Annotated in this window: 17 protein-coding genes and 1 pseudogene; 8 read left to right on the top strand and 10 right to left on the bottom strand. The window is 63.7% G+C overall.

Annotation, left to right across the window (positions count from 1 at the left end; translation table 11 throughout):
* The first annotated feature begins 116 nt into the window (after positions 1–116).
* Positions 117–1,697 carry an isocitrate lyase gene (locus tag FQ746_RS09955; RefSeq protein WP_144108962.1) on the top strand — a complete coding sequence of 527 codons (1,581 nt, stop codon included), beginning with the start codon at positions 117–119 and terminating at the stop codon, positions 1,695–1,697.
* A gap of 84 nt (positions 1,698–1,781) precedes the next feature.
* On the opposite strand, the gene FQ746_RS09950 is transcribed toward FQ746_RS09955, so the two are convergent.
* The gene (locus tag FQ746_RS09950) at positions 1,782–3,299 is read right to left on the bottom strand and encodes a PLP-dependent aminotransferase family protein (RefSeq protein ID WP_144108960.1); all 1,518 of its coding nucleotides are present in this window, start codon (positions 3,297–3,299) and stop codon (positions 1,782–1,784) included.
* A 132-nt stretch (positions 3,300–3,431) separates the two neighbouring features.
* Between FQ746_RS09950 and FQ746_RS09945 the strand changes: the two genes are divergently transcribed.
* Positions 3,432–4,721 (top strand): 4-aminobutyrate--2-oxoglutarate transaminase, encoded by a 1,290-nt coding sequence (locus tag FQ746_RS09945; RefSeq protein WP_144108958.1) that lies wholly within the window; start codon positions 3,432–3,434, stop codon positions 4,719–4,721.
* 127 nt (positions 4,722–4,848) lie between these two features.
* Positions 4,849–6,309: an NADP-dependent succinate-semialdehyde dehydrogenase gene (gene gabD, locus FQ746_RS09940; protein WP_144108956.1), complete on the top strand. Its 1,461-nt coding sequence runs from the start codon at positions 4,849–4,851 to the stop codon at positions 6,307–6,309.
* Between the two features lie 4 nt (positions 6,310–6,313).
* Here the strand turns inward: gabD and FQ746_RS09935 are convergent, their stop codons facing one another.
* A complete protein-coding gene (locus FQ746_RS09935) occupies positions 6,314–7,234 on the bottom strand; it encodes a LysR family transcriptional regulator (RefSeq protein WP_144108954.1) in 921 nt (306 codons plus the stop codon).
* A gap of 127 nt (positions 7,235–7,361) precedes the next feature.
* Here FQ746_RS09935 and FQ746_RS09930 point away from each other — a divergent pair, with 127 nt between their 5' ends.
* The 4 genes from FQ746_RS09930 to FQ746_RS09915 all read left to right on the top strand — a co-directional run bounded on the left by FQ746_RS09930 (position 7,362) and on the right by FQ746_RS09915 (position 11,378).
* Complete coding sequence (locus FQ746_RS09930; protein ID WP_144108952.1) at positions 7,362–8,006, top strand: glutathione S-transferase family protein; 645 nt, start codon at positions 7,362–7,364, stop codon at positions 8,004–8,006.
* Between the two features lie 62 nt (positions 8,007–8,068).
* Positions 8,069–10,141: a pyridoxamine 5'-phosphate oxidase family protein gene (locus tag FQ746_RS09925; protein WP_144108950.1), complete on the top strand. Its 2,073-nt coding sequence runs from the start codon at positions 8,069–8,071 to the stop codon at positions 10,139–10,141.
* 135 nt (positions 10,142–10,276) lie between these two features.
* Positions 10,277–10,555, top strand: coding sequence for a DUF1488 family protein (locus FQ746_RS09920; RefSeq protein WP_144108948.1), 279 nt, complete (start codon positions 10,277–10,279; stop codon positions 10,553–10,555).
* Positions 10,556–10,574: 19 nt separating this feature from the next.
* Positions 10,575–11,378, top strand: a complete 804-nt coding sequence (locus FQ746_RS09915; protein WP_144108946.1) for a phosphate/phosphite/phosphonate ABC transporter substrate-binding protein — start codon at positions 10,575–10,577, stop codon at positions 11,376–11,378.
* A 27-nt stretch (positions 11,379–11,405) separates the two neighbouring features.
* On the opposite strand, the gene FQ746_RS09910 is transcribed toward FQ746_RS09915, so the two are convergent.
* The 4 genes from FQ746_RS09910 to FQ746_RS09895 all read right to left on the bottom strand — a co-directional run bounded on the left by FQ746_RS09910 (position 11,406) and on the right by FQ746_RS09895 (position 17,165).
* On the bottom strand, positions 11,406–13,460 hold the full coding sequence (locus tag FQ746_RS09910; RefSeq protein ID WP_144108944.1) for an acetyl/propionyl/methylcrotonyl-CoA carboxylase subunit alpha: 2,055 nt from the start codon (positions 13,458–13,460) through the stop codon (positions 11,406–11,408).
* A gap of 39 nt (positions 13,461–13,499) precedes the next feature.
* On the bottom strand, positions 13,500–14,285 hold the full coding sequence (locus tag FQ746_RS09905; protein ID WP_144108943.1) for an enoyl-CoA hydratase/isomerase family protein: 786 nt from the start codon (positions 14,283–14,285) through the stop codon (positions 13,500–13,502).
* A gap of 23 nt (positions 14,286–14,308) precedes the next feature.
* Positions 14,309–15,916, bottom strand: a complete 1,608-nt coding sequence (locus tag FQ746_RS09900; RefSeq protein WP_144108941.1) for a carboxyl transferase domain-containing protein — start codon at positions 15,914–15,916, stop codon at positions 14,309–14,311.
* A gap of 67 nt (positions 15,917–15,983) precedes the next feature.
* A complete protein-coding gene (locus FQ746_RS09895) occupies positions 15,984–17,165 on the bottom strand; it encodes an isovaleryl-CoA dehydrogenase (RefSeq protein ID WP_144108939.1) in 1,182 nt (393 codons plus the stop codon).
* Between the two features lie 229 nt (positions 17,166–17,394).
* On the opposite strand from FQ746_RS09895, the gene FQ746_RS09890 reads away from it, so the two are divergent.
* Positions 17,395–18,186: a TetR/AcrR family transcriptional regulator gene (locus FQ746_RS09890; RefSeq protein ID WP_144108937.1), complete on the top strand. Its 792-nt coding sequence runs from the start codon at positions 17,395–17,397 to the stop codon at positions 18,184–18,186.
* Here the strand turns inward: FQ746_RS09890 and FQ746_RS09885 are convergent.
* The 4 genes and pseudogenes from FQ746_RS09885 to FQ746_RS35500 form a co-directional block, all read right to left on the bottom strand.
* On the bottom strand, positions 18,095–18,991 hold the full coding sequence (locus FQ746_RS09885) for a helix-turn-helix transcriptional regulator (RefSeq protein ID WP_144108935.1): 897 nt from the start codon (positions 18,989–18,991) through the stop codon (positions 18,095–18,097). The two genes, FQ746_RS09890 and FQ746_RS09885, sit on opposite strands and share 92 nt — an antisense overlap.
* A gap of 100 nt (positions 18,992–19,091) precedes the next feature.
* Complete coding sequence (locus tag FQ746_RS09880) at positions 19,092–19,862, bottom strand: hypothetical protein (RefSeq protein WP_144108933.1); 771 nt, start codon at positions 19,860–19,862, stop codon at positions 19,092–19,094.
* A gap of 418 nt (positions 19,863–20,280) precedes the next feature.
* Positions 20,281–20,589, bottom strand: coding sequence for a hypothetical protein (locus tag FQ746_RS09875; RefSeq protein ID WP_144108931.1), 309 nt, complete (start codon positions 20,587–20,589; stop codon positions 20,281–20,283).
* Positions 20,590–20,595: 6 nt separating this feature from the next.
* Positions 20,596–26,247, bottom strand: a pseudogene (locus FQ746_RS35500) (hemagglutinin repeat-containing protein); the annotation flags it as partial.
* Positions 26,248–26,257: the final 10 nt, after the last annotated feature.

Here is a 26,257-nt window from a genome sequence, read left to right as displayed (position 1 = left end):
CATTGCTTCGCTGCAGCAAAAGGTCGCTACTATTGAGTCACCAGCTCGCTTCGCAACACACGAAGCGGCAAGCCGAACCCTTTACTCAATTGCGCCTTTGCCCTTAGGAGATACACATGACTCAATATCAGGACGACATCAAGGCCGTTGCCGGTTTGAAGGAAAAACAAGGCAGCGCGTGGAATGCCATCAATCCGGAATCCGCCGCCCGCATGCGCGCGCAGAACCGCTTCAAGACGGGTCTGGACATCGCCCGCTATACCGCCGGCATCATGCGCGCCGATATGGCCGCCTACGATGCCGATCCGTCGCAATACACCCAGTCGCTGGGTTGCTGGCATGGCTTCATCGGCCAGCAGAAGATGATCTCCATCAAGAAGCACTTCAACAGCACCGAGCGCCGTTACCTGTACCTGTCCGGCTGGATGGTGGCCGCGTTGCGCTCCGAGTTCGGACCGCTGCCGGACCAGTCGATGCACGAAAAGACGTCCGTCACCGCGCTGATCCGCGAGCTCTACACGTTCCTGCGTCAGGCCGATGCGCGCGAACTGGGCGGCCTGTTCCGCGAACTGGACGCCGCAAGCGGTCCTGCCAAAGAGGCTATCCAGAAGAAGATCGACAACCACGTCACGCACGTGGTGCCCATCATCGCGGACATCGACGCGGGCTTCGGCAACGCCGAAGCAACCTACCTGCTGGCCAAGCAGTTCATCGAAGCGGGCGCCTGCTGCATCCAGATCGAGAATCAGGTGTCCGACGAGAAGCAGTGCGGCCACCAGGACGGCAAGGTCACCGTGCCGCACGAAGACTTCCTCGCCAAGATTCGCGCGATTCGCTACGCGTTCCTGGAACTGGGTGTGGACGACGGCATCATCGTGGCCCGTACCGACTCGCTGGGTGCCGGCCTGACCAAGCAGATCGCCGTGACCACCACGCCGGGCGACTTGGGCGACCAGTACAACTCGTTCCTCGATTGCGATGAAATTTCGGCCGATGCGCTCGGCAACGGCGACGTCGTCATCAAGCGCGACGGCAAGCTGCTGCGCCCCAAGCGCCTGCCTAGCAACTTGTTCCAGTTCCGCTCGGGAACGGGCGAAGCGCGCTGCGTGCTGGACGGCATCACGTCGCTGCAAAACGGCGCCGACATGCTGTGGATCGAAACCGAGAAGCCGCATATCGCGCAGATCGGCGGCATGGTCAGCGAGATTCGCAAGGTCATCCCGAACGCCAAGCTGGTGTACAACAACAGCCCGTCGTTCAACTGGACGCTGAACTTCCGCCAGCAGGTGTACGACGCGATGGCGGCGGCCGGCAAGGACGTGTCGGCCTACGAACGCGGCCAGTTGATGAGCGTGGAATACGACCAGACCGAACTGGCCGCGACCGCCGACGAACGAATCCGCACGTTCCAGGCCGATGCGGCACGCGAAGCGGGCGTCTTCCATCACCTGATCACGCTGCCGACTTATCACACCGCGGCGCTGTCGACCGACAATCTGGCCCGGGAATACTTCGGCGACCAGGGCATGCTCGGTTACGTGGCCAACGTGCAGCGTAAGGAGATCCGTCAGGGCATCGCCTGCGTGAAGCATCAGAACATGTCCGGCTCCGACATCGGCGACGATCACAAGGAGTATTTCAGCGGCGAAGCGGCGCTGAAAGCGGCGGGCAAAGACAATACGATGAACCAGTTCTGATAGCCGTCGTACCGTAAGCGAAAAAGCCGACCCGTATGGGTCGGCTTTTTTTATTTGCAGGCGTGTGGCCGCACTATCCGGCGATCACAGATCGCCGATCGCCAAGGCCAGTTGCCCGAAAGCCGGCGCTATCTCCTCGTCCGGCACGCAAGCGTAGCCGATCAGCAAGCCCGCGGGCGCTGTCGACGGCTGCGCGTAATACCCCGACAACGGCCGCACGACGATATTGCGTTCCAGCGCTGCCGCCGCCACCACGCGGTCGTCATAACCGTCCGGCAACTGCATCACCAGATGCAGCCCCGCATCGCCGCCTAGCGCCGGCAACGCGTCGCCATAGCGCTGCGTCGCGGCATCGAGCAAAGCCTCGCGACGCTGCCCGTACAGCGTGCGCATCTTGCGGATATGCGACGTGAAATGTCCTTCGGCGATGAACTCCGCGAGCATCGCCTGCTGCAACAACTGCCCTTCGCGATACAACTCCGCACTGGCGGTCGCAAAGCTCTCCGCCAGTGCTTCCGGCACGACCACGTAGCCCACGCGCAAACCCGGATACAGCGTCTTGCCGAAGCTGCCGACGTAGATCACCTGTCCCGAGGTATCGAGACCCTGCAGCGAAGCGAGCGGCCGGCTTCCATAGCGGAATTCGCTGTCGTAATCGTCTTCGATGATCCAGCACTGGTTCTGCCGCGCGTACTCCAGCAGCATGCGGCGCCGGGCGAGGCTCATCACCGTGCCGAGCGGGTACTGATGCGACGGCGTGACGAGCAGCAGCCTGGGTGGCTGCGCGAGATCGTCGGCCGATGGGGCAATGCCCTCGGCATCCACGGGAATCGGCCGCAATTGCAGGCCCGACACGTTCAGCACGCTGCGCACGCCCCAATAACACGGGTCTTCGGTCCAGATCACGTCGCCGGGATCGGACAGCAGACGTACCGCGAGATCGATGGACTGGTGAATGCCGGTCGTGATGATGATCTGCCCGGGCGTGCAACGCACCGAGCGCGAACTGCGCAGGTAGTCGGTCAGCGCATGACGCAGCGACGCGAGTCCGCCGCCCGGCGCATAGGTGAGCAGGTCCGGCCGCGTCCGCCGCCAGTACTTGTTGTGCAGACGGCTCCAGACCCGGGCAGGAAACCGCGTCACGTCCGGCACGCCCGGCATGAACGCGCCCCACTGCCGCTTCGACACGCCCGCGCCCGCGATCAGCCGGCCGCCTCGTTCCGACAATGCACGCCGGCCGGATGGCAACATCGGCAACCCCGGCGACCCCTGCAATATCGACGGCCCGTTCGCAGAAAGCACGCTCGCGTCGGGCGCACCGACGATCTCGTCCGGCGCGCTGTCCGCAACGAAGGTGCCGCGTCCGGTGGCCGAACTCACATAGCCTTCCAGCGCCAGTTGCTCATAGACCTGCGTGACCGTATTGCGGCCGATGCCCAATTCCTCCGCGAGCAGTCGTGACGAAGGCACCTTGCTGCCCGCCGGCAATTCGCGCGACAGAATGGCCTGCTGCAACAACCGGTGCAACTGACGGTAGATCGGCTGACCGTTGCCGCGCTCGAGCCGCTGGCCGAGCCAATCCGACAACACGCTTGCTCGCAAAATTGGCTCCTGTTTATTTACCAGAATGGCTCTGAAAATCAGAGCCAAATCTGATTATAGTCGCGGCACGTGCTGCGCTGGAGCGCGGCGTCGAACAGCGGCCTTGCCCGCCAACCCACTGGAAACGAGCCCATGACTTCGAAGAATGCAGAACTGAAAGCCCGCAAGGACGCCGCGACACCACGCGGCGTCGGCGTGATGTGCGACTTCTACGCCGAGCGTGCTGAAAACGCGGAACTGTGGGACGTGGAAGGCCGACGCTTCATCGACTTCGCGGCGGGTATCGCGGTGTGCAACACCGGTCATCGGCATCCGAAGATCGTAGCCGCGTTGCGCGAGCAGCTCGAGCATTTCACGCACACCGCGTATCAGATCGTGCCGTACGCGTCTTACGTCGAGCTGGCCGAAAAAATTAACGAGCGCGCGCCCGGCGATTATCCGAAGAAGACCGCCTTCTTCACCACCGGCGCCGAAGCGGTCGAGAACGCCATCAAGATCGCGCGGGCCGCGACCGGCCGGCCCGGCGTGATTGCGTTCACGGGCGGCTTTCATGGCCGCACGATGATGGGCATGGCGCTGACCGGCAAGGTCGCGCCGTACAAGATCGGCTTCGGCCCGTTCCCGGCGGACGTGTTTCACGCGCCGTTCCCGAATCCGCTGCATGGCGTGAGCACCGCCGATTCGTTGCAAGCCATCGAGCATCTGTTCAAGGCCGATATCGATCCGAAGCGCGTGGCTGCGATCATCTTCGAACCGGTTCAGGGCGAAGGCGGTTTTTATCCGGCGCCGCTGGAGTTCGTGCGCGCACTGCGCAAGCTGTGCAACGAGCACGGCATCCTGCTGATCGCCGATGAAGTGCAAACGGGCTTTGCGCGCACCGGCAAGCTGTTCGCAATGCACCACTACGACGTGGTGCCCGATCTGATGACGATCGCGAAGAGCCTCGCGGGCGGCATGCCGCTGTCGGGCGTGGTGGGCCGCGCCGACGTGATGGATGCGGCCGCGCCCGGCGGCCTCGGCGGCACGTATGCGGGTAATCCGCTGGCGGTGGCGGCGGCGCACGCGGTGCTCGACATCATCGACGAAGAGAAGCTTTGCGAACGCGCGACCGTGCTCGGCGACCGTATCAAGGCGAAGCTGCACGCGTTGCAGCCCGACGTGCCGCAGATTACCGACGTGCGCGGCCCCGGCGGCATGGTTGCCGTCGAGTTCTGCAAGCCGGGCGGCTCGGAACCGGACGCGGCATTCACGAAGCGCGTGCAGACGCTCGCGCTCGAACGCGGCCTGTTGCTGCTGGTGTGCGGCGTGTACTCGAACGTGGTGCGTTTCCTGTTTCCGCTGACGGTTCAGCAACACGTGTTCGAGGAAGCGCTGACGATACTGGAAGCCGCGATCAAGGACAGCGTCGGCGTCGCCGCTTAAAAAACCGCTGAAAGAAAACGCAGGGAAGACGGAAAACCCGGCTGCCGCGCTGCGAGTGTGAAAAACACGCAGTGGCGGTTTCGCCGTGCCGGCTTTTCACACTCGCAGCACGCAACAAAGACCCACCATGAACACATTGACCCTGAATGACCCGACGCTTTTGCAAACCCGCGCTTTTATCGCAGGTGAGTGGGAAGGCGCCAACGACGGCAGCACGTTCGACGTCCGCAACCCCGCCAACGGCGAAACGATTGCGGCCGTGCCGCGTATGAACGGCGCGGAAACCCGTCGCGCGATCGACAGCGCGAATGCCGCGTGGCCTGCGTGGCGTGCGGCCACCGCGAAGCAACGCGCGACGGTCCTGCGCAAATGGCACGACCTGATGCTGGAGAACGCCGACGACCTGGCGACGATTCTCACTACGGAACAAGGCAAGCCGCTCACCGAAGCCAAGGGCGAAATCCTGTACGCGGCGTCGTTCCTCGAATGGTTCGCGGAAGAAGGCAAGCGCGTCTACGGCGACACCATTCCCACGCCAGCGAGCGACAAACGCATTCTCGTCACGAAGGAGCCGGTCGGCGTGTGCGCCGCGATCACGCCATGGAATTTCCCGGCCGCGATGATCACGCGCAAGGTCGGCCCGGCGCTTGCCGCGGGTTGCCCGATCGTCGTCAAACCGGCGGAAGCGACGCCGCTGTCGGCGCTCGCGCTCGCGGTGCTGGCCGAACGCGCGGGCGTGCCGCGCGGCGTGTTCAACGTCGTGACCGGGGAGCCGAAAGCGATCGGCGCGGAGCTGACCGGCAATCCCGTGGTGCGCAAACTGTCGTTCACCGGTTCGACGCCGGTCGGCCGTGTGTTGATGGCGCAGTGCGCGCCGACGGTGAAGAAGGTCTCGCTCGAACTCGGCGGCAATGCGCCGTTCATCGTGTTCGACGACGCCGATCTGGATGCGGCGGTCGCGGGCGCAATCGCGTCGAAGTATCGCAATAGCGGACAGACCTGCGTGTGTACGAACCGCTTCTACGTGCACGACAAGGTCTACAACGCGTTCGCCGAAAAACTACGCGTCGCCGTCGAACAACTGAAAGTGGGCGCCGGTACCGACGCCGACGTGACCCAGGGGCCGCTGATCAACGAAGCGGCCGTGCTGAAGGTCGAGTCGCATATCGAAGACGCGCTGGCCAAAGGCGCGCGCATCGTCACCGGGGGCAAGCGTCATGCGCTCGGTCACGGTTTCTTCGAGCCGACCGTGCTCGCCGATGTCACGCCCGCCATGAAGGTCGCGCGCGACGAAACCTTCGGGCCGCTCGCGCCGCTATTCCGGTTTACGTCGGACGAGGAAGTGATCCGCATGGCCAACGACACAGAGTTCGGTCTGGCGTCGTATTTCTATAGCCGCGATATCGGACGCGTGTGGCGCGTGGCCGAAGCGCTCGAATATGGCATGGTCGGTATCAATACCGGACTCATCTCGAACGAGGTCGCGCCGTTCGGTGGCGTGAAGCAATCGGGACTCGGCCGCGAAGGCTCGCATTACGGCATCGACGATTACGTCGTCATCAAGTATCTGTGTGTCGGGGGAATCTGAAGCCTCACCGCGCTGTTGCATCGACCCGGCTGCGGATCACGTCGACCAGCGAACGCACTTTGGCCGAAGGATAACGGCTGGGCGGAAACACCGCATGAATGCCCTTCGGCTTATCCGCCCAGTCGGAGAACAGCCGCACCAACCGCCCCGCCGCCACGTCGTCCTGAACCGAGAAATCGGTCAACAGACCGAAGCCGCCGCCCGCCAGCGTCGCGGCGCGCGCGGCGTCGGCGGTATTCACCAGCAACGCGTTTTCGAAGCGCACACTTTGCTTTTCCAATTTGCCGCTTTTAGTCCGCTGTAAATCCAGCGTGAGCGGATGCGGCAACACCGACAGCGCGATCAGCGGCAACGCCGCGAGCCTCGCGGGCGTGCGGGGCTTACCCCAACGCTCGACGAAGTCGGGACTCGCGACGACCCACTTCACGAATCCGCCGATTGTCACCGCGCGCAGACCCGAGTCGGCCAGCTGCCCGAGACGAATCGCGACGTCGATCCCCTCGGCGATCAGATCGACGTAACTGTCGGTGCACACCAGTTCCAGTTCCAGTTCCGGGTAGAGACGGCGCATGTCGACCAGCGCGGGCGCCACCACCAGCGACCCGTAGTCGATCGGCGCGCTCACGCGCAACAGCCCGCGCAGCGGCGCCGAGTCGCCCGATACGGCCGCCAGTGCTTCTTCGGCCGCGTGCAGGATCTTGCCGCTTGCCTCGTAGAACGCGCGCCCGCTTTCCGTCACGCCGAGGCGCCGGGTCGTGCGCACCAGCAAGCTGGCGCCGACTTCTTTTTCCAGCCGCTGAATATGCGTGCTGACCATGGTTTTCGTCAGGCCGAGACGCGCCGCCGCCGCGGTCAGCGAGCCGGCTCCGACCACCGCGACGAACACCGCCAGCCGGTTCAGATTGACATCTCTAAGATCCGCCATGCGCCGATTGTCCATCTTCGATTGATTATGTTTCCCAGCTTAACAGGCTTATGCGCAAGGCCGCCAGCCGGTACGCTTGCCTCATTCCAGCCGGCACCCGTCGGCTCGTTTCTTCAGGAGTTCCACCATGCCCGCTGCCGCGAAGCCCAGTCAGCCCATTCGCCTCCACACCACGCTACTGTCCGGGCATGGTCACCGGGTGAAGCTGTTTCTGACCCTGCTCGACCTGCCGTTCGAAGTGATCGAACTGGATATGGCGGCAGGCGACAATCGTCGCCCCGAGTATCTGAAGCTCAATCCGTTCGGTCAGGTGCCGACCATCGAAGACGGCGACACGGTGCTGTTCGATTCGAACGCGATCCTCGTTTATCTGGCGAAGCGCTATGGCGATGGATCGTGGTTGCCGGAAGATGCGCACGGCGCCGCCGCCGTGCAACGCTGGCTGTCGCTGGCGGCCGGCCCGATTGCTTACGGTCCGTGTGCCGCGCGTCTGGTCAACGTGTTCAACGCGCCGCTGCACCTCGAGACCGCGCAGAAGATCGCCGCGAAGCTGTTCGACGTGCTCGATGCCGAACTGGCGAACAAGCCGTTCGCCGCGGGCGAACGCGTGAGCATCGCCGATATCGCCGCACATACGTACATTGCGCACGCACCCGAAGGCGGTGTGTCGCTCGATCCCTATCCGAACATTCGTGCATGGCTGCGGCGAGTCGAAGCGTTGCCGCGCTTCGTGCCGATGCCGGTGACGAAGGCGGGATTGCTCGCGGCGTAATTCGTCGCGCGCTGTAATGCGTCGTTCCGCCAGTGCCGTAGCCAACGTTCTCCGGGTTCATCATGCCGACAGTTTCCGCCAGCGCCGCGCAAGGTTGGGACGCGCCCACCTCGCCGTTTCATGCCGCCGAGCACCTCGCGCAGCAACGCGCTGGCGTCGTGCAGGAAGCGGAGGCGACCGGCCGTCGCGGTATTCGTCGGGCGATGCCGGATCAGCACCGGCAGTTCTTCAACGAGCAGCCGTTCATGGTGTTCGGGGGAATCGACGCACAAGGTCAGCCGTGGGCGACATTGCGCGCGGGCGAACCGGGCTTCGTGTCCGCGCCCGATTCGAAGACCTTGCGCATCGACGGCGGCGCATTGCCGGGTGATCCGTTGCGCGGTCTGTGGCAGCCGGGCATGATGATCGGCGGTCTGGGGCTGCAACCGCAGACGAGGCGGCGCAATCGCGTGAACGGCGTGATTGCGGACGTGACCGGCGCGGCAGTCACGCTGAATGTCACGCAAAGTTTCGGCAATTGCGCGAAATACATTCAGAGCCGCACACCGACGTTCGATGCGCGTCACGCGGGCAGCAAGCATCCGCCGGTTGAAACAGCTTCCGAACTGAGCGACGCGGACCGCGAATGGCTCGGCCGCGCCGATACGTTCTTTATCGCCAGCGCGAATCTGGACGAAACAGCAGGCGCGGCGCGCGGCGTGGACGTCTCGCATCGCGGCGGCCTGCCCGGATTCGTGCGGGTGGACGACGCCACCACGCTGACCACGCCGGATTTCAGCGGCAACCGTTTTTTCAACACGCTGGGCAACCTGCTTCACGATCCGCGTGCGGGGCTATTGTTCGTCGATTTCATCAACGGCGATCTGCTTTATGTGGCGGCGTTGGCCGAGATCGTCTGGGATGGCCCGGAACTGGCCGCGTTTCCGCTGGCCGAGCGTCTGGTGCGATTCCGGATTGTCGAAGTGCGGCGGACCCGGGCGGCGCTGCCGTTCCGGTGGTCGGACGTCGCGTACGCGCCGCAGTTCGTCGCGCCGGTCAAAGAGGTGGCTAAGGAAGCGAGCGCTTCGTCATGGCGGCATCTGAGCATCGCCGAAGTGGTCGACGAAACGCCCGGCATCCGCTCGTTCTATTTTGAATCGACAGACGGCGCGCCGTTGCCGCCCTTCGAGCCGGGCCAGTATCTGCCGATTCGTGTGCCGGTCGACGCGACCGCTGCACCGTTGACACGCACCTACACGCTGTCCGCCGCCAGCGACACCCGGCGCTACCGGATCAGCGTGAAGCGCGACGGGGTGGCTTCCACGTGGCTGCACGAGCACGCCGTCGCTGGCTCGCGGATCGAAGCCATGGCGCCGCGCGGCAAGTTCGTCTACGACAGCGGCAGTCCGCGCCCCGTCGTGTTCATCTCGGCCGGTATCGGCATCACACCGATGTTCGCGATGCTCCAGCACACGCTCGCCGCATTCGAGTCGGGCACGCCGCGCAAGCCGCTGCACTTTTTTCACGGCGCGCGCAGTCCGGAGGAGCGGCCGTTCGGTCCGCAGCTGGAGGCCGTCGCGGCACGTCATCCGGAGGTTTCGCTGCATCTGTACGACAGCGCTGCGGGTGCAGCTATGCCCCTCTCCACCGGACGACAAACGGGCCGCGTGACCATCGCGGCACTCAAGCACGCATTGCCATTCGACGATTACGATTTTTACCTGTGCGGCCCGGCGGCATTCATGAGCGAACTGTACGAGGGCCTGCGCGCGCTGAACGTCGCCGACGAGCGCATCCGCTTCGAAGCGTTCGGTCCGGCGACCGTTCGACGCAGCGCCGAAAAGCTGGCAGACACGCCAGCCGCACAACACGATGCCGAGGCCGTTCCCGTCACGTTCGCGCGCTCGCAACGCACGGTGCAATGGCTGCCGAAAGACGGCACGCTGCTCGAATTTGCAGAAGCTTGCGGGATCGCCACGCAGTCGAGTTGCCGTTCCGGTATGTGCGGCACCTGCTCCACCCGTTTGACGAGCGGCCAGGTCGAGTACGACGAACCCACCGACGCGCCCATCGCGCCAGGCCACGCGCTGATCTGCATGGCGCGGCCGCTCGTCGACACCGGCGGCCAGGCATCGGCACTCGAACTGGACCTTTGATTCGTCTGACGGCGCTCGAGCCGCAGGGCGGCGCCGACAACCCGCCGCGACTTTCAATTGAATGACGGATATCCCACATACCGACGCGCCGCGGCTCGTCATGCTGGGGTTTCGGATGCAAAGCGGGAGTTCGGTATGCCGATCTATCTGGACGAAGGATTCAGGCCCTGTGTCACGGAAAGCGCGGGCGTCGCATTCCGTGTGTGTTTCGACGATCAGGCGCAGATTTTCGAAGTGAGCGCGGAAGCGCTGATCGCCTATTGCGGAGCAGCCAGCCAACGGCGCCGTGATTTGCTGATCGCGTTCGAAGACGGGCGGCACGATATTCTCGCGGTAGCGTCCCGCAAGCGGATTTTCAAAACTGCCGAACCGGTGCGGCTCGGTCTGGACGAATTCCGCATGGTCTTGCATTAGCCGTGTCAGAATCGCGGGCATGACCTGGATTGCCGCTCTGCCCATGTACAACGTCACGCCCGCGCTGGCCGCTCAATGGCATGCGTGGCTCGGCGACGTTCTGCAATATGCCGCTCCAGCCATGCAGGAATGCCGCATTGTCGAACCGGACGAGGCGCTGCACGCATTCTGGCGCCGGCCCGATCTGCTCATCTCGCAGACTTGCGGTTATCCGTTGACGCATGGCTTGCTGAACGATGGCGTGCATCTTGTTGCCACGCCCCATTTCATCGCCCCCGGTTGTGAAGGCGCGTCTTATTCGAGCGTACTGGTCACGCGGACCGACGCGCCGTTCGACACGCTGGCCGACTGCCGCGGCGCACGCGCGGCCTGCAATCAGGAAGACTCCAATAGCGGCATGAACGTGTTTCGCCACGCCGTCGCGCCGCTCGCACGGAACGGCGCGTTTTTCAGCGAGGTGGTGTGGACCGGCTCGCATCTCGGCTCGTTGCGAGCCGTGGCGGAAAATCGCGCGGACATCGCAGCCATCGATTGCGTGACGTTTGCTTTCGTGTGCGATGAGTTGCCGGAGTTAGCGCACCGGGTTCGCAGCCTCGGCATGACGGCGAGCGCGCCGGGTTTGCCGTTGATCGCCTCGGCCAAGGTGTCCCCGATTCAGATCGAGGCGCTGCGCGACGCGCTCGACAAGACGCTCGTCACCCAGCCCGAACGTGCAAAACGTCTGCGTTTGCAGGGGTTTTCGAGGTTGTCGGCGGCGGACTACCAGCACATCGATCAACTCGAAAACGAAGCGCGAGCCGCCGGCTATCCGCGACTCGCCTGATGCATCAACCCAGGCTTCCTGGTCGATTCATCCCTGCTTCACTTCCAGCACGAGCAACTGCGCACCGTCGGCCACCTGATCGCCGACTGCATACAACACCTCCGTCACCGTCCCCGCCGTCGGCGCGCCGATGGTGTGCTCCATCTTCATCGCTTCCATCACGATCAGCGGCGTGCCCTTCTCCACGACGGCGCCCGCTTCGACCAGCACGGCGATGACCTTGCCCGGCATCGGCGCAGTCAGACGGCCTTCGCCGCCTTCGGCATCGGCGGCATGCGCGAGCAGATTCTGCCACTCGAACGCAAACGCTTCGCCCAGGCAGAACACGTGGAACGTATCGCCATCGACGAACACGCGGCCCGTCACCCGAACCGCACCGATCGTCGCGCGAAACTCGTGCTGCCCCGCCCCCACCGACCAGTCGAAACCGTCGCGCACGCCGTCGTGCTCGAGCGTTTGTGTCGCGCCGTCGCGCGCGAAGGTCACGGTGAAGCCGGCTGCGTCGGGACAATCGCTGCTGCTGTCGACGACACGCCAGCCGAGCGTCTGCGTATAGCCGCTGTTCAGACGCCAGTGCGACAGTGCATCCCAGGGCGACGCGCCGTGCGCGGTGCCGCCTTCGCGCGCGAGCAAGGCCGCGCAGGCCAGCGCCAGTGCTTCCTTGAAGGGTTTGTTGAGCGGAGCGAACAACGCATCGTGATGCCGCTCGATCAGCCCCGTATCGAGGTCGCCGGTAGAAAACGGCTCGCTCGTGACGATTCGCTGCAGGAATTCGACGTTGGTATGCAACCCCACGACTTCGCACGCGTGCAAAGCGCGGTTCATGCGCGCGAGCGCTTCCTCGCGCGTCGCGCCGTGCACGATCAGCTTGGCGATCATCGGATCGTAGAACGGCGTGATGGTGTCACCCTCGCGCACGCCGCTGTCGATCCGCACCGCCGCCTTGCGTGAGGCTTCACCTGCGCCACCCTCGGCGCCGATCGAAAACTCGACGCCTGCCGGCATGCGCAAATGCTTGAGCGTGCCCGTGGACGGCAGAAAACCGCGCGCCGGATGCTCCGCGTAAATGCGCGCTTCGATGGCATGACCGTCGATCTTCAACTGATCCTGCGTGAGCGGCAACGGCTCGCCCGCGGCGACCCGCAATTGCCACTCCACCAGGTCCTGACCCGTCACCATCTCCGTGACCGGGTGTTCGACCTGCAGGCGCGTGTTCATTTCCATGAAATAGAAATCGCCGCTGCCGGTCATGATGAACTCGACCGTGCCCGCGCCGACGTAATTCACCGCGCGCGCGGCCGCTACCGCGGCCTCGCCCATCGCGCGTTTGGTCTCGGCGGGCAAGCCGGGCGCCGGTGCTTCTTCCAGCACCTTCTGATGACGCCGCTGCACCGAGCAGTCGCGATCGAACAGATAGACCGCGCCGCCGCGCGTATCCGCGAACACCTGCACTTCGACGTGACGCGGCCGCGTCAGATACTTTTCGATCAGCACGCGGTCGTTGCCGAAACTGCTGGCCGCCTCGCGTTTGCAGGACGCGAGCGCTGCAACGAAGTCGGCGCTGCGCTCCACCACCCGCATACCCTTGCCCCCGCCGCCCGCACTCGCCTTCAACAGAACCGGATAGCCGATCGCATCGGCTTCGCCTTGCAGCAATTGCGGGTCCTGGTCGTCGCCGTGATAGCCGGGCACGAGCGGCACCGCGGCGGCATGCATGAGCGCCTTCGCGGCCGCTTTCGACCCCATCGCCGCGATGGCTTCGACCGGCGGGCCGATGAAGACGATGCCGACCGCTTCGCAAGCCCGTGCGAAATCTTCGTTTTCCGACAGGAAGCCGTAGCCGGGATGCACGGCCTGCGCGCCGGTGGCCAGCGCGGCTTCGATGATCCGCTCGACGCGCAGATAACTTTCCGCCGCCGTCGAGCCGCCGATATGGACGGCTTCGTCACAGGCGGCCACGTGTTTCGCGTTGGCGTCGGCGTCGGAATAGACGGCCACGCTGGCAATGCCGAGTCGCTTGCAACTCGCGGCGACGCGACAGGCAATCTCGCCCCGGTTGGCAATCAGGATCTTGTTGAACATGAGAGGTCTCGGTGTAGGGTCCCGTGATGGTGTCGGCGATCAGTCGCGCCAGGCCGGCGTGCGTTTCTCGAGGAACGAGGCCACGCCTTCGCGGCCTTCGGCGCTCGCGCGGATGCGGGCGATACGCGCTGCGGTGTCTTCGATCAGCGCGTCGTTCAACGGCGCTCCGGCGATGTCCTGCACGAGTTGCTTGCTCGCGCGCACCGCTTGCGGCCCGTTCGCGCACAGCGCCGCAGCAATCTGCGCGACGGTGGCATCGAGTTGCTCCGCGCTCGCTGCCTCGCTGACGAGGCCGAGACGCAAAGCCGTCGTGCAATCGAACTGCTCCGCGCTTGCGAAGTAGCGGCGCGAAGCCTGCTCGCCCAACGCGCGAATCACGTAGGGCGCGATCGTCGCGGGAATCAGACCGAGACGCGCTTCGGACAGACAGAAACGCGCGCTCTCCACGGCCACGACGACATCGCACGCCGAGATCAGACCCATGCCGCCTGCGTAGGTATCGCCGCTCACGCGCGCGATGACCGGCTTGTTGCAGCGATAGACGGTGGACAGCATGTTGGCGAGCAACATGGCATCGGCGCGATTCTCGTCGTCCGAGTAGCCCGCCATTTTCTTCATCCAGTTCAGGTCGGCACCGGCACAAAAGGCCTTGCCGTTCGCGGCGAGCACCACCGCGCGAACGTCGTCTCGCTCATTGAGCGCGACGAACGCCGCGGTGATTTCGGCGATCATGGTTTCGTTGAACGCGTTCCGCACTTCCGGGCGATTCAACGTGAGCGTGGCGACCTGGCCGGCGACGTCGAGATTCAGCGTTTCGTATTGCATGGATACGGCTCCTGTGGCGACGCTCACATTCTGAACACGCCGAAGCGTGTTTCTTCGATCGGCGCGTTCATCGCCGCCGAGAGGCCCAGACCGAGCACGTCGCGCGTTTGCGCCGGATCGATCACACCGTCGTCCCACAGACGCGCGCTCGCGTAATACGGGTGACCCTGATGTTCGTACTGGTCGCGGATCGGCTGTTTGAAGGCCTCTTCTTCTTCCGCACTCCACGCGCCGCCCTTGCCTTCGATACCGTCGCGCTTCACCGTGGCCAGCACAGAAGCCGCCTGTTCGCCGCCCATCACCGAGATGCGCGCGTTCGGCCACATCCACAGAAAACGCGGCGAGTACGCACGGCCGCACATGCCGTAATTGCCCGCGCCGAACGAGCCGCCAATGATGACCGTGAACTTCGGCACCCTGGCCGTCGCCACCGCCGTCACCATCTTTGCGCCGTTACGCGCAATGCCTTCGTTTTCGTATTTGCGGCCCACCATGAAACCGGTGATGTTCTGCAGGAACACCAGCGGAATCTTGCGCTGGCAGCACAACTCGATGAAATGCGCGCCCTTGAGCGCCGACTCCGAAAACAGAATGCCGTTGTTCGCGATGATGCCGACCGGGTGTCCCCAGATATGCGCGAAGCCGGTCACGAGCGTGGTGCCGTAACGGGACTTGAATTCGTCGAAGGCCGAGTCGTCGACGATACGCGCGATGACTTCGCGAATATCGAATGGCTTGCGGGTATCCGCGGGAATCACGCCGTACAGACTCTTCACGTCGTAGCGCGGCGGCTTGGGTTCCTGCAACGCCAACGGCACCTGCTTGGCGCGATTCAGATTGCCGACGATGCTGCGCGCGATACCGAGCGCATGCGCGTCGTTCTGCGCGAGATGATCGACCACGCCGGACAGACGCGTATGCACGTCGCCACCGCCCAGGTCTTCGGCGCTCACCACTTCACCCGTCGCGGCTTTCACGAGCGGCGGGCCGCCCAGAAAAATCGTCCCCTGATTCTTCACGATGATCGATTCGTCGCTCATCGCCGGCACGTAGGCGCCGCCCGCGGTGCACGAGCCCATCACCACGGCGATTTGCGGAATGCCTGCCGCCGACAGATTCGCCTGGTTGAAGAAGATGCGGCCGAAGTGGTCGCGATCGGGGAACACGTCGTCCTGATTCGGCAGATTCGCGCCGCCCGAGTCGACCAAGTACACGCACGGCAAATGATTTTCCGCGGCGACTTCCTGGGCCCGCACGTGTTTCTTCACCGTGACCGGATAGTAAGTGCCGCCTTTGACCGTCGCGTCGTTGCAGACGATCACGCATTCCTGTCCGGCAATGCGGCCGATGCCGGTAATCACGCCCGCGCCCGGCGCGTCGTCGTTATACATGCCGTACGCCGCGAGTTGCGAGAATTCCAGAAACGGCGTGCCTGGATCGAGCAGTTGCGCGATACGGTCGCGCGGCAGCAGTTTGCCGCGTCCCGTGTGCTTGTCGCGCGCCGCCTGACCGCCGCCTAGTGAGAGCTTCTCGATCTTCTCGCGGAGATCGGCGACGAGCGCTTCGAGCGCTGCCGTGTTGGCGCGGAAATCGTCCGAGCGCGGATTCAGTTTCGATTCGATGATCGGCATTGCGAGGCTTCTCCTGTTCGCCGCTTGTCGTTTGGCCTGGTAGCGTGGATCGCGCGATGAGGTCAGTTCAGGCCGTCTCGGCGAACAGTTCGCGGCCGATCAGCATGCGGCGGATTTCGCTGGTGCCCGCGCCGATTTCATAGAGCTTCGCGTCGCGCCACAGGCGGCCCACCGGATACTCGTTGATATAGCCGTTGCCGCCGAGAATCTGGATGGCTTCGCCGGCCATCCACGTGGCTTTTTCGGCGGTGTAGAGAATCACGCCCGCGCAGTCCTTACGCACCTGGCGCACGTGCGCGGAGCCGAGCGTGTCGAGTTGACGGCCCACTGCGTACAGATACGCCCGGCAGGCCTGCAACGTGGTGTAGAGGTCGGCGACCTTGCCCTGAATGAGCTGGAATTCGCCGATGGACTGGCCGAACTGCTTGCGGTCGTGAATGTACGGCACCACTGAGTCCATGACCGCGACCATGATGCCGGTCGGGCCGCCTGCGAGCACCGCCCGTTCGTAGTCGAGGCCGCTCATCAGCACTTTCGTGCCGCCGTTCAACTGACCGAGGATGTTTTCTTCCGGCACTTCGACGTTCTCGAAGACCAGTTCGCCGGTGTGCGAACCGCGCATGCCGAGCTTGTCGAGCTTTTGCGCCACCGAAAAGCCCTTCATGCCCTTTTCGACGATAAACGCGGTAATGCCGCGCGAATTCGCTTCGGGATCGGTTTTCGCATAGACCACCAGCGTGTCGCAATCCGGGCCGTTGGTGATCCACATCTTGGTGCCGTTGAGCACGTAGTGGTCGCCCTTTTTCTCGGCACGCAGCTTCATGCTGACCACGTCCGAACCGGCATTCGGCTCGCTCATGGCGAGTGCGCCGATGTGTTCGCCGGAGACGAGTTTGGGCAGATATTTCTGTTTCTGCGCCTCGGTGCCGTTGCGGTGAATCTGGTTGACGCAGAGGTTCGAATGCGCGCCGTACGACAGTCCGACCGATGCCGACGCGCGCGAGATTTCTTCCATCGCGATCATGTGCGCCGTGTAGCCCATGTTGGCCCCGCCGTATTCTTCCGACACCGTCATGCCCAGCACGCCCAGGTCGCCGAACTTGCGCCACAGGTCCATCGGGAACTGGTCCGTGCGGTCGATCTCCGCGGCGCGCGGCGCGATTTCCTTCGCGGCAAAGCCCGCCAGGCTGTCGCGTAGCATTTCGATTTCTTCGCCGAGCGGGAATTGCAAACCGGGCAGGTTGGCCATTGCGGTGTCTCCAGAGTTCGTTGGCGGCCGGTGGGCCTCGTTGGCCGCCGGCGAGTCTAAGTGCGTTCGAGGTGCATTCTCAGGCCAGATTTACGTAAGCGTCAATAGGTATTTTGAGTGAGACTCAGAAATCTCCCCGGGCCGATCGCACTGCGACATGGCGTGATAGGATCGCGTTCACCGGGCTCGCATCCCCGCCACGGGCCTTTCAAATCTGAACTTGACTCATATGACCGTTGCCACCAGGAAAGACGCCCAGGACAATCCGGACGCCGATGTCAGGGCGGAGTTGCCCGCGTCGCGTCGCCAGCCGGCCGGGCGCAAGTCGCAGCAGCGCGTCAGGGAAATCCTCCAGGCCGGGCGCGACGTGTTCTCGGAGAAAGGCTACGAGCGCGCGACCACTGCGGAAATTGCGCAGCGTCTGGGTATTTCCGAGGCCACCGTGTTCAGCTATTTCCGCGGGAAGCGCGAGTTATGTGCGCGCGTGATCGGCGACTGGTACGACGAAATCATCGATGCGATTGAATCCGGCTTGCCGCGCGATGGCGGCGTGCGGCAGCAGTTCGGCTTTATCGTGCGCACACATTTGCGGCTGATGCTGGTCAACGGCACCGATCTATGCGCGCTGGTGTTGTCGGAAGGACGCGCGCGTCACCATGAATTGAGCGAAGCACTCACCGAGCTGCAGCGCCGTTACACCGCGCCGTTGATGCGGGTGTTGGCACAAGGACAGGAAACCGGGCAGATTCGCGCCGATATGCCGTTGCGCCTGCTGCGCTCGATGGTGTTCGGTCCGATGGAACACGTGTTGTGGGACGCCACGCTGACCAATCGGCAGATCGATATCGAGGCGACTGCCGATCAGTTGATCGACGTGCTATGGAGCGCGTTGACGCCGGCTGATCCCGACCTGAAGGCGCTGCAGCAATTCAGGTCTGAGGTACTCGAAGCGCAGCGTCGGTTCGACGCGGCGACGGCGGAGGCGAAGGAGAAGGCGGCGGTGAAGCCAGTGCCGCGGTGATTTTCGCGAGATCTTCCGGCGTGGCCGGGTTATAGACCACCATGGTCAGGTCCGGCCTGCCCTCCACCGCGAACCACGAGTACTCGAACGCGAACGGGCCGAACACCGGGTGACGGATGTGCTTGATGTGCTCGTTATAGGCGAGCACGTCGTTATCGAGCCACATCCTCGCGAAGTCCGGACTGAGCCCGCACAGTTCTTCGACGAAGGCGCTGACTGCCCCGGTGGCGCCCGCACGCGCCACGTCCACGCGAAAAGCGCTCACCACGAAACGCGCGACGCTCTCCCAATCGTATTGCGCGGCACGCGCGCCCGGGTCGAGGAACATCATGCGCAGGACGTTGCGCTGTTCCGGCGGCAACGTGGCGTAGTCGAGGAGCATGACCGTCGCCGCGCGGTTCCAGGCAATGACGTCCCAGGTGGCCGTGCGGATTAGGGCCGGACTGGGATTCAAGGCGTCGAGCACGCGCTGCAGTCGTGGCGCGACCACATCGCTTTTTTCGTAGTGAACTTCGGGCGGGCGGCCGAGGCCGAGCAGAAACAGATGTTCGCGCTCGACACCCGTGAGCATCAACGCGCCGGCGATCCGGTCGAGTACGTCGGCCGACGGCGCACCACCCCGGCCCTGTTCGAGCCACGTGTACCAGGCCGCGCTGATATTGGCCCGCTGAGCGACCTCTTCGCGGCGCAGACCCGGCGTGCGGCGACGTTCCGGCGAAAAGCCGAAGACCGCGGGATCGAGCTTGCTACGGCGGTCTTTCAGATAAGTGCCGAGTTGACTCGGAGTGGTGACGTCGTCGCTCATGGGAGCCGGTTTAAACACACGATGAGGCTGCTACTTTACACCGATCGCGGCAGGCGGGGCTTCATCGTCTGCAGGCACTGGAGGCGGTATCGAGCGTGCTTCAGGCGGTGGTGCTCACGAAGATTCCGATCGTGCCCGACGTGCCGCCCTGGAGGTTGCCGGCCAGCGTGGTGAGAAACTTTTCGAGGTCGGCGGTGGCTTTGCTTGTCGAGTCCGTACTGCTGCTCGAGGAGCCGTCGGACGAGCCTAGCGCGGTGAGCAGGTTTTTGAAATCGCTCAGGAGTGTGCTGTCGCTCGAAGTGCTGCCCGAGTCCGATGCCGTGCTGCTCGAAGTCGAGGCGGTGCCTGATTTGAGCGATTGCGCGAGGCTCTCGATGGCCGATGCCAGATCGCCGCCGTAGGCGTCGGCATCGGCGGATTGGGAGGTGGGGTCGTCGGTGCTGGTTGTGTCGAAGTCGTCAAAGTCGTCGAGGTCGTCGAGGTCGCTCGAGTCGGATGCGGATGCGGATGACGCGGTGCTGGTACTGGTGCTGGTGCCTTCGGCTGCGCTGGATGCCTGCTGGCTGGCGGCCTGGAATAGCGCGCCGATGAATTGCTGAAGCGCAGTGCTGACCGTGCTCGACGATGTCGCCGATGTCGAGTCGACGGAAGACGATGTGCTGGAGCTCGAACTCGAACTCGTTGAAGCGTCGCTAGTCGAGGTCAGGCCTAATTGCGCCAACGCGGCGACGATGGCCGCGACCAGCGGGTTCGTGGAGGACGAGTCGTCGGTCGACGAGTCGGTGGCGCTTTGCGGCGGGCGCGAGTGGGAAGAACCCGTCGGCCACGTGTCGAGGCCGGCGACACTCCCGGTTATTGCAGATATGGACATGCGTAGGCTCCGTGTAATTGGCGACGTTGCTCGCCGGATGCGCGACGGCCATCATGGTGTCGTGCTCACGGTATTACGGCTGAGGTGCGGGGAAAATGATGGTGGGTGGTGAGGGGGTTGCCTTACGGAGTCTTTTGGGGGGGGCGTGGTGGCGGTGACGGCGTTGTGGTGGAGACGTTGGATACGGTCGGGTTTTGGTCGGGATGTAGAGCTTGTTTTCACGCTGTGATTGAGTGTGAATCTTGTCATGCTCGCGAAGGAGATGTCGCGCGTATTTTTGTTGCTGACTACAGGGTCGCCAGCAGATATATGACCGCGCCTGAAGCCGAAGCAATGCTGCAACGACGCAGCACACGCAACTGAGCAACACCCATAAACAGCAAACCCGGCCGCGGCCGGGTTTGTCATCTAACTACTACTATTGCGCAGCTACAACGAACACAATATAAACGGGCCGCACGCCTAGACTATTTATGAAGTTGCGAGCTACAGCAATACTCCCATCTACATCCTCTCCCTCATAAAACCAATTTTCGTAAGTCGACTCAAAGCGATCACCCTCCGCTAGTTGATATACGTCACCACCTAGCACGCGCCATCGCTGCAGAGCAAACAGGTCCAGCGCAGCCTCCGCAGCCGCGAGCGGAAGTGCCGCCTCATCCAAACCATTACCAATGAGGCTTCGCCCCATGCGGGCATACAACTCAAGTATTTTTGATGCTGACATAGCTCATCACTTAGTCGGAACGAACAGCCGGTGGTTAATCGTACCGTCCGGGTTGCGAATGTATTCAAATATCCCTGCTGTTCCATTGTAAGAGCCGGGAATCGTCAATTTCCAGCGCGTCACACCATCGCCTCCTGTGATTGGCTGAACATTGCCCTCGCCAGAGAATGCATCTGCTGACTGAGGAAATCCGTGATAGTCACCTGATGCCGCTTGGTTACGCACTTTGGACGTATATGTAGTTCCATCAAAGAAGTTATCGGCAGTAATTGGTTGTGTTGCCTCATTGCCGCTCTTAGCCACGCCATTATCGCCGCTGTTCAGCGTCGCCGTATTCGGCACATAGCCGGGCATTCCCGGCGTCGCGACAGCTGGTGTCATTACGCAACCAGCGTTGGGCGTACAAACCATTGCCGGTGGTGTCACAACAGCCCCACCTGTTGCGGGGGGCGTTTTGTTGTCATTCGCATCCACAAGTGGATTGGCATCTGCATCGGGCTTCTGAGCGGACGGTGCCGGAATGACGCTGTTCAGTGCATGGTTCAACGCGCCCAGCGGATCATCCGCGGTGCTTCTGATCGCATCGCCCAGACGATCGAGGAAGTCGCTGCCCGTGCCACCCTTGCCATCGCCGTTGCCCGTGCTGCGGTTGTACAGGTCCGCATTCGACGCCGTGAACGCACCGGCACTACCACCCACCAGCGCACCACCCACCCCGGCCAGCACGTTCGACACCATATTGCCCAGCGTCATGGAGCCGGTTGCATCGCCAATCAAATCAGCCAGCCCGTTCAGCTTGCCCGCAAACGCCGCCGACACGCCCGCGCCCGCTGCACCCTGAAGGGCTGTTCCGAAAGCACCGCCACCGAGCCCACCGATCAACGCTCCGCCCGCAATGTGCAGCGCTGTTCTGTTCGTCCCACCCTCATCCCACTCCGGATTGCCCGTCGCCCTTGCCTGCTCATCGGCGTAGTCGCCAATGCGTCGGGAGACTGCTTCACCTGCAGCGCCTGAAGCTGACATCCTGTCGGCCTGCTGATCGAGCAGGCGGTTCAAGTCGGGCAGTCTGGCGATCGTGCCGTTCGTGTCCGACGTGTCACGGTTCAGGCTTGCGATGTCCTGTAATTGAATCGCCGGATCGGTCACGCTGATCGTGCCCGCGCTGATACCGCTACGCGTGATGGCGCCATCGCTCCCGTTGTCGTCCTGACTGGGCATTGGCGAACCGCCGCCAGTGTTCCTGCCCGACGTGTTGCCGTGGGTGCTGTAGTTCGCGCCGCCGTCACCGGTCGATGCGCCTGCGCTGAAGCCGCCGGAATGCGCGTCGTAGCTGGACCGGTTCTGGATATCGCTGAAGCTCAGGGTGCCTGTCGACAGATGGTTCTTTAACGGATCGGCATCGCCAGTGATGACGGCGCCCAACAGGTCCGTAGCGCCATGCACGCTGATATTGAAGCCTCCGTCACCGGCCCGGATGCCGGACTGTTCGTTCACACCCGCATAGCTGCCGGTAGCATTGGCATTCGTGTGACTGAAGCTCGCGCTGCCACCGCCCTGACTGATCGCGAATCCGCCGCCCGTGCTCTCCTGATGCGCGGCGCCCGACATCGTGTCCTGCACGCTCGCGAGGTTGAGGTTGCCGCCGACATCGGCACTCACCTGACGGGCGCTTACAGTTGCGCCGATGATCTTCGTATCGCCGCCCGAGACGATCGTCGCCGTGTTCGTCGCCGTCACCTGCGTGCTGTTCTGCATCGCCGCATCGCTGCTGGCATTGCCGTGCGCTTTCGCCATCGACGCCGACACACCGAAACCCTGCGTGCCATACGACACGCCGACACTCGCGCTGCTGGACTCACTGGTGCTGCGGGTCGAGTCAGTATCGGTGGTGTGGATGAGGTTGACCTGATTCTTCGCGGCGAGAATCACGTTTCCGGCTTGCACGGTCGAACCCGCAATCGTGATGTTGCCGCTAGCCGCTGTATCGTTTCCGGTCGCCACGAACGCAGCGGTGTTGCCTGCGCTCACGCCTGAACCGCGATCCGTCATCGAATCTTCGGTGAATTGGTCGCGGCTGTGGCTGCTGCCGTAGCTCAGTTCGAGCTTGGCTTCCGGCCGGTTGCCGCCGGTGAGGTCGTTCAATGCGGACCCGGCTGCGCCATAAGCGTCATACACACCGCTCGCGGCCGCCATGCCGTGCAGCGCCGCTGCGCGATCATCCTGACTGTGGCTTGCCGCATGCGTCTGGTCGACCGCATTCGAGACCGCATCGAGCACCGGTGCCCTGACCGCCAGCGTGAAGCCGCTCCGGCTGACTTCGTGCGTCTCGTCGTGATGGGCGGTGTCGGTGGCGGCGTCGAGAGTTACGTTCGCACCGGTCCCCACGACGTTCTGTGCGGCAATCAGATGGCTGCCTGTCACGTGGAGGTCTGCCCCAGCCGTGAGGGATACGCTGCCGTCCGTGCTGCCAATAAGACTGCCCGTGTTGCTCACCATCCGGTCGTGGGCCATGTCCTTCGTGTCGACCGTGCCGTACGACGCGCCCACCCCGCCAGCACTGCCCAGGCCGGTTTTTATGGTCTGGTGGAAGTGACTGCTCTCGCTGCTGTCCTGCGTCGCGTCGATGACGAGGCTGTTGCCAGCCGCAAGCATCACGTCGTGCGTCGCGGCGAGCGTCGAGCCGCTCACCGTCATGTCACGCCCCGCCACGCCGGTGACCGTATCGCCCGACACCGTCGAACCATTTGCAAGCACCTGATGCGAACTGCTCGTCCCGGTCGTCGTTTCCGTCGACAGGAAGCCCGTATGTCGGGTCTGCGACCAGCTCTGCGAATCGTGCGTCTCGCTCACGCTGCCAAGCGTGATATCGCCCGTTGAAACGAGTGCCACCCCACCGGAATTCGCCGAAACCGACGAACCGGTGATCGCCAGCTTGCCGCAGCCACCCTGACCTGCGGCGAGCGTCATGTTCCCGCCCGCGCTGATAGCGGACCCCCGCACCGATTCGTCGTAGCTGGAACTGCTGTGATGCGAGAGTTCGCCGCCCATCGACCGCTCGCTTTGGGTCTGCGTATCCTTCGCCGCTGTGACCGTCAGGTTGCCGCTCGCGACCATCGTCGCGTCGCCGCCTGACTTTATCGTGGCGCCCGTGAGCGTCGTATCGCGACCCGATAGCGTGGCCAGATCGCCACCCGCCGTGATCGCGCTGCCCGGATTCTGCGTGATCGCCGTGTGACTGCCGTTCATTCCATTGTGCGTCTGCACGTCCTGCGTCGAAGCCAGCGTTGCCGTACCGGCATTCAGATCTCGCCCTGCTGCGAGGGCTACATCGCCGCCTGCCTGGATCGTCGCGCCCGTTAAGGTGACATCACGACCCGCGAAGATCGTTGCGCTTCCCGTCGCCGAGATCGTCCCGACCGCATCGATGCCGGTGCCCGTAATGCTGCCCGTTATGCTGCCCGTGACAGTTTCCGACCCGAACGCCTTCGACACGCCATACGTCTGCGTCCCGTTGACCACATCGCGACCGGCCTGCACGAGGACATCACCGCCACCGATGCGGCCGCTCAGATTACGCACATCCTCAACCGCCGCCACGACAGTCGTGCCCGCACTGCCGATCACTCCGCTGTTCACGATGGTATTGCCCACGACAGTCGTCGCCACACTGCTCACGACATGAGCGCTGCTGTTCACGTCATCCGTCGCCTTCAGGCTCACCGCATTCCCTGCAACCAGCGCGCCGCTGTGCGTCAGATCGACCGTGTCCGGCTTCGCGAGATACACCTGTGGCACCAGCACCGTCTGGTGCGAGCCGTCCGGCAGCGTCACGTCCCGCGAGACGAGCCACACCATGCTGGTTGTCAGCTCTGCCATCTGCGACGCGCTCAAGGCAATACCCGGCGCCAGACCAAACGCCTGCGCATACGCGACACCGCTGTTCATCAGCGCGGTGTATTCGGACAGGCTGTCGGAATAGCCATCGAGGAAGGTGCGCCCGGTCAGTTGCGTGACCTGGTTGCGGATCAGCATCTGCTCATAGACGCCGTCGCCCAGCCGTTTGATCGTCTTCTGCGGATCGATGCCTAGCTGACCCAGCATGTAATCGCTGCTGATGAAGCCTGAATACTGCGTGAAACGTGGATCGGTGACGACCAGGTACGACGCCTCGGGCTCAGTGCTGTAGGTGTAGAGCCCGTTCGTGGGGAGTGTCAGGTTTGCGATGCCGATCGTCTGCGGCCGGTCTGGCTGGTCATTAATTGTCCCCGCCTGCATCCCGTCAGCACTACCACCCGTCACCCCCGACCCCGCCACCGTCTGCCCCTGACGGTCCACCGAACCGATCGTGATCGTCCGGGCGTCGGTCTGCACGGTCTGGTTCGAGCTCGCGATCGCGGGGAGGGCATCCACGGTCGTTCGCGATTGCGTGATGCCGTCCGGCACCGTCTGCGTGTCGCTGTCACCGCCGGTCTTCTGGTGCCAGTAGAACGTCGACGCAGATTCCCGGGTAAGGGTCTGCTGCAGCACCGTCCCTGAATCGGTAACGCTTCCGCCTTCGGCGCGCCGCACCAGATCGCCACCGGCCGCGATCGTCGACGATCCGTTGCGGATGCTGCCGCCATCTGCATTGATACGGATCGCCCCCTGCGCCTGGATCGTCGCCGCATGGCCGGCATCCACGAGCCGGTCAGTCGAAGCCGTCGTCGTGACCGTGCGTGAGATCTCGCTGTAGTCGTGGGAATCGTCGCCGAGACTGTGGTTCACGATCAGCTGATCAGGACGGATATTCTTCGCCGGATCGAAGTCCGGCCACAGGGTGATCGTGTAGGTGTCGCCGTTATCGGTGAGGTCCGTGTACCACTGCACCGGGTTCGTGCCGATCTGACGCGTCTGCAGCACCGGTAACGGATTGCAGTTCAGGCCGTTGGCGTCACACGTCATCGTCGTGTGGGTGCTGTCGTAGAACTGTTCGGTGATGCCCTGGGTGAGCGTCAGCGTGTTCGCGGTCGTATCCAGGTTCGTCACCTGAGCCTTCGGGACCGTCACGGTGACGGGTGCCCGCAGATCGTCCACGATCTCTTCCTTGTAGGACGCCTGATCCTGTTTCCAGGTCCATTGCGGGAAGGTGAGGCTGAAGTGACTGCCGAGCGCATCGCCGATCGGGATGCCCGCGGTCCAGGCGGTGAGTGTGGTTGTGGTGGTTTGCGGTGCGCCTGCCCCGGTGAGGATGCCAGTGCGGACATTGCTGACCCCGTGGGCCGCGATGTCGATATCGCCCTCTGCCCCGATGGTTGCGGCGCGGTTTGTGAGCGTGCCGGTCTGGTGAGCCAGCAGGCCGGACGCGTCGCGCGTGCCGTCGCGGGCGATTTCCAGATTCCCGGCGCTGTAGATCAGCGCGCCGTCGGCGTTGGTGACAGAGTCCTGCGCGTAGAGGTGGACGCTGTTTGCGCCTGCGATCACCGCAGCAATACCGGTGTTCTGCACGTTGGCTGCATTCACGGTTACGTCGTTGCCGATGACCGTGCCGGTATTGGCAAGGCTCGCGCTGTTCGTCGTGACGGTGTCGCCTTCGATCCGGCCAGCGTTGATCAGTGTGCCCGCGGCATTGACGGTAGTCGCCGAAGAATTGATGTCGCCGCCCACCGTGTTCACGACGTCGACCCCGCTC

Origin of the sequence: Paraburkholderia sp. BCC1886 (genome assembly GCF_900996245.1) — a bacterium.
Lineage (GTDB): Bacteria > Pseudomonadota > Gammaproteobacteria > Burkholderiales > Burkholderiaceae > Paraburkholderia.
The sequence above is the reverse complement of the archived record's forward strand: the minus strand, read 5'-3'. Positions and strand labels throughout refer to the sequence as shown.

Coding starts and splice junctions, on each gene's coding strand:
- FQ746_RS09880 (WP_144108933.1), bottom strand. CDS start 19,862: ATGTCCATATCTGCAATAACCGGGAGTGTCGCCGGCCTCGACACGTGG.
- FQ746_RS09945 (WP_144108958.1), top strand. CDS start 3,432: ATGACTTCGAAGAATGCAGAACTGAAAGCCCGCAAGGACGCCGCGACA.
- FQ746_RS09920 (WP_144108948.1), top strand. CDS start 10,277: ATGCCGATCTATCTGGACGAAGGATTCAGGCCCTGTGTCACGGAAAGC.
- FQ746_RS09885 (WP_144108935.1), bottom strand. CDS start 18,991: ATGAGCGACGACGTCACCACTCCGAGTCAACTCGGCACTTATCTGAAA.
- FQ746_RS09930 (WP_144108952.1), top strand. CDS start 7,362: ATGCCCGCTGCCGCGAAGCCCAGTCAGCCCATTCGCCTCCACACCACG.
- gabD (WP_144108956.1), top strand. CDS start 4,849: ATGAACACATTGACCCTGAATGACCCGACGCTTTTGCAAACCCGCGCT.
- FQ746_RS09955 (WP_144108962.1), top strand. CDS start 117: ATGACTCAATATCAGGACGACATCAAGGCCGTTGCCGGTTTGAAGGAA.
- FQ746_RS09890 (WP_144108937.1), top strand. CDS start 17,395: ATGACCGTTGCCACCAGGAAAGACGCCCAGGACAATCCGGACGCCGAT.
- FQ746_RS09935 (WP_144108954.1), bottom strand. CDS start 7,234: ATGGCGGATCTTAGAGATGTCAATCTGAACCGGCTGGCGGTGTTCGTC.
- FQ746_RS09915 (WP_144108946.1), top strand. CDS start 10,575: ATGACCTGGATTGCCGCTCTGCCCATGTACAACGTCACGCCCGCGCTG.
- FQ746_RS09925 (WP_144108950.1), top strand. CDS start 8,069: ATGCCGACAGTTTCCGCCAGCGCCGCGCAAGGTTGGGACGCGCCCACC.
- FQ746_RS09875 (WP_144108931.1), bottom strand. CDS start 20,589: ATGTCAGCATCAAAAATACTTGAGTTGTATGCCCGCATGGGGCGAAGC.
- FQ746_RS09910 (WP_144108944.1), bottom strand. CDS start 13,460: ATGTTCAACAAGATCCTGATTGCCAACCGGGGCGAGATTGCCTGTCGC.
- FQ746_RS09900 (WP_144108941.1), bottom strand. CDS start 15,916: ATGCCGATCATCGAATCGAAACTGAATCCGCGCTCGGACGATTTCCGC.
- FQ746_RS09905 (WP_144108943.1), bottom strand. CDS start 14,285: ATGCAATACGAAACGCTGAATCTCGACGTCGCCGGCCAGGTCGCCACG.
- FQ746_RS09895 (WP_144108939.1), bottom strand. CDS start 17,165: ATGGCCAACCTGCCCGGTTTGCAATTCCCGCTCGGCGAAGAAATCGAA.